This window comes from Streptococcus mitis SK575, from assembly GCF_000257865.1.
Taxonomy (GTDB): Bacteria; Bacillota; Bacilli; order Lactobacillales; family Streptococcaceae; genus Streptococcus; species Streptococcus mitis_CQ.
Genome location: NZ_AICU01000050.1, coordinates 1 through 6,922, shown reverse-complemented (window position 1 = coordinate 6,922; position 6,922 = coordinate 1). Strand labels below are relative to the sequence as shown.

9 protein-coding genes are annotated in these 6,922 nt (G+C 40.4%); all 9 read right to left on the bottom strand.

Annotation, left to right across the window (positions count from 1 at the left end):
• Window positions 1-84: 84 nt before the first annotated feature.
• Window positions 85-924, bottom strand: a complete 840-nt coding sequence (locus tag HMPREF1048_RS06455; RefSeq protein WP_000182491.1) for an amino acid ABC transporter substrate-binding protein — start codon at window positions 922-924, stop codon at window positions 85-87.
• Window positions 925-933: 9 nt separating this feature from the next.
• Complete coding sequence (locus HMPREF1048_RS06450; RefSeq protein ID WP_000891755.1) at window positions 934-1,563, bottom strand: amino acid ABC transporter ATP-binding protein; 630 nt, start codon at window positions 1,561-1,563, stop codon at window positions 934-936.
• A gap of 9 nt (window positions 1,564-1,572) precedes the next feature.
• Window positions 1,573-2,214, bottom strand: coding sequence for an amino acid ABC transporter permease (locus tag HMPREF1048_RS06445; RefSeq protein ID WP_000120842.1), 642 nt, complete (start codon window positions 2,212-2,214; stop codon window positions 1,573-1,575).
• Window positions 2,215-2,518: 304 nt separating this feature from the next.
• The gene (locus tag HMPREF1048_RS06440; protein WP_000502580.1) at window positions 2,519-2,674 is read right to left on the bottom strand and encodes a hypothetical protein; all 156 of its coding nucleotides are present in this window, start codon (window positions 2,672-2,674) and stop codon (window positions 2,519-2,521) included.
• 9 nt (window positions 2,675-2,683) lie between these two features.
• Window positions 2,684-3,994: a GTPase ObgE gene (gene obgE / locus HMPREF1048_RS06435; protein ID WP_004248745.1), complete on the bottom strand. Its 1,311-nt coding sequence runs from the start codon at window positions 3,992-3,994 to the stop codon at window positions 2,684-2,686.
• Window positions 3,995-4,057: 63 nt separating this feature from the next.
• Window positions 4,058-4,192 (bottom strand): DUF4044 domain-containing protein, encoded by a 135-nt coding sequence (locus HMPREF1048_RS06430; protein ID WP_000863859.1) that lies wholly within the window; start codon window positions 4,190-4,192, stop codon window positions 4,058-4,060.
• A gap of 58 nt (window positions 4,193-4,250) precedes the next feature.
• Complete coding sequence (locus HMPREF1048_RS06425) at window positions 4,251-4,427, bottom strand: PspC domain-containing protein (RefSeq protein WP_025171920.1); 177 nt, start codon at window positions 4,425-4,427, stop codon at window positions 4,251-4,253.
• Between the two features lie 29 nt (window positions 4,428-4,456).
• A complete protein-coding gene (locus tag HMPREF1048_RS06420) occupies window positions 4,457-5,782 on the bottom strand; it encodes a glycosyltransferase family 4 protein (RefSeq protein WP_001219439.1) in 1,326 nt (441 codons plus the stop codon).
• Between the two features lie 15 nt (window positions 5,783-5,797).
• Entirely contained in the window at window positions 5,798-6,841 is a 1,044-nt protein-coding gene (gene cpoA, locus HMPREF1048_RS06415) for an alpha-galactosylglucosyldiacylglycerol synthase (RefSeq protein ID WP_000412290.1), read from the bottom strand.
• Window positions 6,842-6,922: the final 81 nt, after the last annotated feature.

Below are 6,922 nucleotides of genomic sequence, written 5' to 3'. Positions count from 1 at the left end.
CTTTGATTTTCATTGAGTATAAGCTCTTATCCTCTGGCTCTTGTCAGAGGATTTTTTGATGCAAAAAAGAGACTGAGTAAAAACTCAATCTCTACTTTTCACTTCTTTAGTTGCCACATCTTCTCCAAACCATTTTTGGCTGATTTCCTGGAACTTCCCTTCTTGGTATAGTTGAACAAAAGCTTGGTTTAAAGCTTGTAGTAATCTTTTGTCAGCTGGTCTAACTCCTACTGCAAAAGATTCACTTTCAAATCCAGCTGAAAAGACATTATAGTCATTTAATATCCCCTCAGACTGAAGATAGTAATTAGCATACACTCGGTCAATCAACAAGGCATCAATCCGATCATTCTTTAAGTCAATCAAGGCCTCATTAAAACTCTGGTACTGATTGGCCTTCTGGTCTTTGACACGATTTTTCAATAAATCTGGCTGGGCTTCAAAGTCTAAATAACCAGAGGAACCGGCTTGGGCTCCCAAGGTCTTATCCTTCATATTCTCTACTGAATGAATTTGCTGGCTTTTCTTCGCAACCAGAACTTGCTGATTTTCCATATATGGAATGCTAAAGGCAACCTTCTCTCGGCGTTCATCAGTGGCAGAATAGCCATTCCAGATGGCATCTATAGTTCCATTTTGCAGTTCCGTCTCCTTCATATCCCAGTCAATTGGCTGAAATTGCACCTTAAAACCTAATTTTTCAGAAACTGCTTGTGCTAAGTCAATATCAAAGCCCGTATATTGGCCATTCTTTTCTTCAAATCCCATGGGTACAAAGGTATTGTCAAAACCAATGGTTATACTGCCTTGCTCTTGATACTTATACCAGTTATCCTGCTTTGGATCGCTAGCCTTCTGAGTACAAGCTGTTAAAAAGAGAGTCAGGAGCGAAACCAATACCAAAGCAATTTTCTTATTAGTCATTGGCACCTCCTACTTGGGCTCAACCTTGAGAATCTGATCTGCGATATTTTCAGCAAACTGCAAATCGTGGGTAACCACAATCTGGGTCATGCCAAGTTCCCTATTTTGCAAGATCAGTTTTTCCACTTCCAAGCGTAATTCTGGATCTAGGGCCGAAGTTGGTTCATCGTAGCCAATGATTTCTGGGTCAATCATCATAGCACGCGCCAAGGCCACCCGTTGCTTTTGCCCACCAGATAGTGAGAAAGGATAGGCATCTGCATGTCCTGCCAGTCCTAATTGTTCCAAAAGACCTCGCGCCTTCTGCTCAGCCTCATCCTGCTTCATTCCCATGGTTTTTACAGGAGATAAGGTCAAATTGTCCAGAACTGATAAATGAGGGAACAGTTGAAAATCTTGGAAGACAAATCCCAGTAGATTCCGCTTCTCCAATTCATCCAGCTCTAAAGGTTCTCCATTATAAAAGATTTGCCCTGAATCAATGGTTTCAAGACCTGCAAGCATACGTAAGAGAGTTGTCTTACCTCCACCAGAAGGCCCAACGATAGCTAGGATTTGCTTTTCAGGAATTCTTAAACTGAAATTGGACAAAATTTGCTTTTCACCAAATCCCTTATTGATATTTCGTAATTCTAACATGGTAGCCTCCTATCTATAGTAACTGTACTTCTTCTCAACTTTTTTGGCAAGAATGGTCACAATCCCAATCAAAATCAAGTAAATAGCACCTGCCAAGAACATGGGAACCAGGCTAGCGTCACGGTTGGCAGCTGTTCGACTAGCCAAGATGAGGTCTGAAATTCCTAGAGCATAGACCAGAGAAGTATCCTTGACCAAACTCATAACCTCATTAAAAACACTAGGAAGAACAATCTTGGTCACTTGGGGCAAAATAATATAGCGCACTGTGTCAAAGGGACTAAACTTCAAGACCTTGGCAGCCTCATATTGACCTTTAGGAATGGTATCAATCCCCCCACGAAAGATTTCAGCAAAGTAAGCCGCATAATTCAGAACAAAGGCAATAATGGCTGCAGGAAGGCGGTCTAAACGGATCCCAATACTTGGGAGCACATAATAAATAAAAATCAATTGCAAAAGCAAAGGTGTACCCCGCATGATCCAAATATAAATGTTAATCAGATGATGGAGGAGCTTCCAATGGACTTGCAAGGCAAAGGCAATCAAAACGCCCAAGGGAATAGAAAAAATCAAGACCAGCACAAAAACCTGTAAAGTCATGCTTGCACCGCTCAATAAACTCGGTAATATCTCAAACAAATAAGACATACTGCACCTCCTAAAAATAATTGCTCCTATTATAGCATAAATAAACTAAATAACCAACTATTTTTGTAAAAAAATTCTTTTTTCAATAGAAAAAATACAGTGTCTTGAAGCTAGAATAGGACAACACAATTTATAAAGCCTTGTTAGAAATTTGATTTGAATTCCCTAGTCTATTTGTTTATATTTTATTTTAATATATTATACTTTATAAATAAAAAGAAAGGACGAATTTTGCCCTTTCTCGATCTTAGCTTCTATTTGTTACAGTTAACTTGACTGATAATTGGAGTTTTATCTTACGTATTTAAGATGGATTGTCTTTTTTAGTTCGTGCCAACCTCAAGGCACGATTTGGATTGAGACGATTAAATAGTTCTTCCAATTTCTTTTCATTCCAAACGTCTGCGGCGGAAACAAAATTACCATCCGCATCTCGGAAAGATATCGGTTTATCTCCCATATCAATCTCCTAGTCTACAAATTCAAACTCAAATTTACCAATGCGGACCAAGTCCCCATCCTTAGCACCACGCGCACGAAGAGCTTCATCAACTCCCATACCACGAAGCTGGCGAGCAAATTTCATGACTGATTCGTCACGATCAAAGTTGGTCATATTAAAGAGTTTCATCAGTTTTTCACCAGAAAGCACCCATGTTGCATCGTCATCACGACTAATTTCAAAGGCTTTTTCTTCCTCGTCAAAGCCGTAGTATGCTTCTTCTTCCATATCTGACTCGTCATAGAGCAAAAATTCTGGTGTCTTGTCTAACAATTCAGCTGTAGCATCCAAGAGCGTTGCCAGACCTTGCTTGGTCAATCCAGAAATTGGGAAGATAGCTGGTAACTCTTCAAATTCATCGTAGTTTTCAGCCAATTTTTTCTTAAATTCTTTAAGATTTTCTTGACTCTCAGGCATGTCCATTTTGTTGGCTACGATAATCTGTGGACGCTCCATCAGACGAAGATTATACGACTCCAGCTCTTTATTGATGGCAAGATAATCCTCATAAGGATCACGACCTTCGCTAGCTGACATATCAATGATGTGAAGGATAACACGTGTACGCTCAATGTGACGAAGGAACTGAGTTCCCAAACCAACACCTTGACTAGCGCCTTCAATCAAACCTGGTAGATCGGCTACTGCAAAGGATTCACCTGATTGGGTACGAACCATACCTAGATTTGGCACAATGGTCGTAAAGTGGTAGGCACCAATTTTAGGTTTAGCTGAGGTAATAACACTTAAAAGTGTTGATTTCCCTACAGATGGGAAACCTACTAAACCGACATCTGCCAAGATTTTTAGTTCCAATTGTAACTCACGTTCCTGACCTGGTTCTCCATTTTCAGAGATTTCCGGTGCAGGATTTTTTGGTGTCGCAAAGCGGATGTTTCCACGTCCACCACGACCACCGTGGGCAACGATAAATTCTTGACCATGTTCAATCAAATCTGTCAAAACCTTGCCAGTCTCTGCATCACGAACAGTCGTACCTTGTGGTACTCGAACTCTAAGGTCCTCAGCACCACGACCATGCATCCCTTTGGTCATTCCTTTCTCACCAGAATCAGCCTTGAAATGGCGATTATAGCGGAAATCCATGAGGGTACGTAAACCTTCATCTACAACGAAGACGACATTGCCTCCACGACCACCATCACCGCCCCAAGGACCGCCATTAGGGACATATTTTTCACGGCGAAAGGCAACCATGCCATCACCACCATTACCAGCCTTGACCTTGATCTTAGCTGTATCTAAAAACATACTCATTTTTTCTTCTCACTTTAAAAAAGGGCTGGGAAATCCCAGTCACTAAATTTTCTTGAATCTATTTTATAGATTACTGAGGGCACCAATTGCAGTTGCAAAAATTCCCAATAAACTTGCTACTAGCATGATAATCACGATAAACAAGGTTATTTTCTCAAACATAGTTTTTTTACGATTTCCATTATCTCCAAATGCCATTTTTTTCTCCTTCGTTACATTCTATTTTCTATTATCTTAGCATGAATTGAGCTAGTTTTCAATAGTCACTTGCTACAGGTGCGATAATCCATAAAATGATATAAGCTACAATTCCCGCTCCGTAACAGCAAGCAAGGACACCCCATATTACGCGAACAATAGTAGGATCCATATCAAAATAATGGGCCACTCCGGCACAAACACCAGCAATCTTTTTATCACGACTGCTTCTCATTAATTGTTTTTTCATAGCTGTTCCTCTTTCTATTCTTCATGGTCTTTCCAATAATCTCTTATGCTGATTAACTGCGTTTTTGAAGCCCTCAGCATGCGTCTAGAGCCTTTTACGGGTACAGCAACCACCTGTTGCGGTAGATACAAAACTGTTTTAAAGATACGCTGGCTGACCGTGCCATCTTTTGCTAAATCTTTCTGGAAGTTATTTGAAATAATGGCATCCAGATAAAACTCATGCACTCGTTTCCCAAAGTTCTCAGCTGAAATCTCATACAATTTCTCTGATAAGGTATGCTCATTCATGTCTGGTGTTGCAATCAGGGCCTCCAGAATAGCTCCAGCCAAATCATGTTCACCGTAATATAAGGTTCCAAAGATTTTATCACTGATAAGATTGTCCAGATAAGGATTTCCGTGAGCAATGACAGGCGTCCCACTAGCTAAGCTTTCCAAGTAGGTCAAACCTTGCGTTTCACTCGTCGATGCCGAGATGAAGAAATCCGCCGCCTTGTAATAAAGAGCCGTCTCACTAGGAGCAATCATGCCAGTAAAGATGACGTAGTCTTGAATCTCTAGTTTCTGGGCTTGCTCTTTGAGGTCATCCAGATAAGGACCATCCCCAGATACCACCAGTTTAACCTTGTCTTCTTCTTTCAGAACTTCTGCAAAGGCTGCTAGTACTGCTTGAATATTTTTTTCATAGGAAATTCTGGAAAGGCTAAGCAACATCTTTTCATCATCTTGAATCCCTAGTTTAGTACGCAGTTCTTTCAGATTTTCTTGCTTGATTTCTGGACGTTCAAACTTGGCTAATTCAATACCAGTTGGAATAACTCTCTTTTCCACCTTGACCTTATAGTCAGATAACAAGTCACGGACAATCTCACTCGGGCAAATAACCCCATCCACATCGTGCAGGAAACCTCTGACCAGATACTTGACCATACTAGGACGAATCAACATCCCCTTGGCAATATAATGCACATAGTCTTCGTACTGGGTGTGATAGGTATGGATGACTGGAATCTTCAATTCACGCGCAATCCAAATTCCCAACAAGCCAAGAGAAAATTCTGTCTGAGTATGGATAATATCCAGTTGATATTGTTTAGCAATTTCAAGCGCCTTGCTGAATCCTCGATAGGCAAAGCGGCGATCCTTAAAAGCAAAGAAGGGAACACTTGGAATGCGGATAATTTGCCAATCTTCATAACGATTGACATCCTTATCTGTCGTCGTAAAGATAAAAACAGCGTGCCCCTGCTTTTCAAGTTCGGTTTTCAAGGTTCGAATACTGGTCGCAACACCTGAAACCTGAGGAAAATAGGTATCTGTAAATAAACCAATTCGCATAGATTACCTCACTTTTTACTTTCTCCCTAAAGCGGCTTGTTTCTCATAAAAGTCCAACCAGATTTGTAACAGATGCTCTTCAGAATACTCTCTAGAAATATTCTTAGCCTTTTCTTTAAGATTTTTTAAGGCAGCAGGATTTGCTTGATATTCCAAAATAGCCTCTTTCATCTCTTCTCTATCTGCTGTCGCCCGATAATTTCCCTCTAAAATTACCTTATAAAGATCTAAATCACGCAACATAATAGGAGCTTCACAACTGGCAGCCTCTAAAATAGTCATCGGAAAGAGTTCATTGTAACTAGGAAGCAAGAAAAGATCCGCTAGGGCATACAACTCGCGCATTCGCTCTGGTGAGACAATTCCTGGAAAAATCAAATTTTTAGGTGGATTTTCCATCATTTTCTTGTAGCGTTCATAACCATCTGTCATGCCACCAAAAGAGAAACCACCGGCCCAGATAAAGGTAATCTGAGGCAATTCCTCAGCCAGACGGATAAAGTCATCAATCCCTTTACGTTTCTGAACTTGACCAGCACCTACTACGATAAACTGATTGTCACTAAGACCTAGCTCTGTTCGCAGTCTGACCACCTCTTCTTGTGGAAGGGGGTGCCATTTTTCCTTGTTGACAAAGTTAGGAATATAGGTCACTTTTTCACGTGGAATACCAGCTGCCACCAAATCCTCAATAAACATCGGATTGACCACCACCAAGTGCTCCATCCGGTTGTAAAAAGAAAATACATAGCGTTTAACAATTCCCTTTAAGAAAAATGGAATTTTCAAACTCCCCTCAAGTGTATCAGGCAAAAAATGCACATAGCCAATTTTCCTTCCTGAGCGTTTCTTTTGAAATGTTGATAAATAATAGGGGAAATCAATTGTATGAAAGTGAGTCACATCTGCCTCTATTGGAAGATTTTCTGTAACAATCAATTGGTCCTTGGCATCACGATGAAGAAGACGAACTAATTCACGGTAAGCGCCCGAAACTCCTTGCCCTGCTACTTTCTCACTTGAACTCAACATATTGATGCGTAATTTCTTTTTTTCCATAACTACTATTATATCATTTTCTTTGAATAAAATCAGCAAAAGAAAGGAGAGACTAAAGGAAAAGAGAGGGAAATTTCCTCA

Bases quoted from the DNA above. Each gene is read 5' to 3' on its own strand.
- HMPREF1048_RS06420 (WP_001219439.1), bottom strand. From the start codon at position 5,782: ATGCGAATTGGTTTATTTACAGATACCTATTTTCCTCAGGTTTCAGGT.
- obgE (WP_004248745.1), bottom strand. From the start codon at position 3,994: ATGAGTATGTTTTTAGATACAGCTAAGATCAAGGTCAAGGCTGGTAAT.
- HMPREF1048_RS06440 (WP_000502580.1), bottom strand. From the start codon at position 2,674: ATGGGAGATAAACCGATATCTTTCCGAGATGCGGATGGTAATTTTGTT.
- HMPREF1048_RS06430 (WP_000863859.1), bottom strand. From the start codon at position 4,192: ATGGCATTTGGAGATAATGGAAATCGTAAAAAAACTATGTTTGAGAAA.
- HMPREF1048_RS06450 (WP_000891755.1), bottom strand. From the start codon at position 1,563: ATGTTAGAATTACGAAATATCAATAAGGGATTTGGTGAAAAGCAAATT.
- HMPREF1048_RS06445 (WP_000120842.1), bottom strand. From the start codon at position 2,214: ATGTCTTATTTGTTTGAGATATTACCGAGTTTATTGAGCGGTGCAAGC.
- cpoA (WP_000412290.1), bottom strand. From the start codon at position 6,841: ATGGAAAAAAAGAAATTACGCATCAATATGTTGAGTTCAAGTGAGAAA.
- HMPREF1048_RS06425 (WP_025171920.1), bottom strand. From the start codon at position 4,427: ATGAGAAGCAGTCGTGATAAAAAGATTGCTGGTGTTTGTGCCGGAGTG.
- HMPREF1048_RS06455 (WP_000182491.1), bottom strand. From the start codon at position 924: ATGACTAATAAGAAAATTGCTTTGGTATTGGTTTCGCTCCTGACTCTC.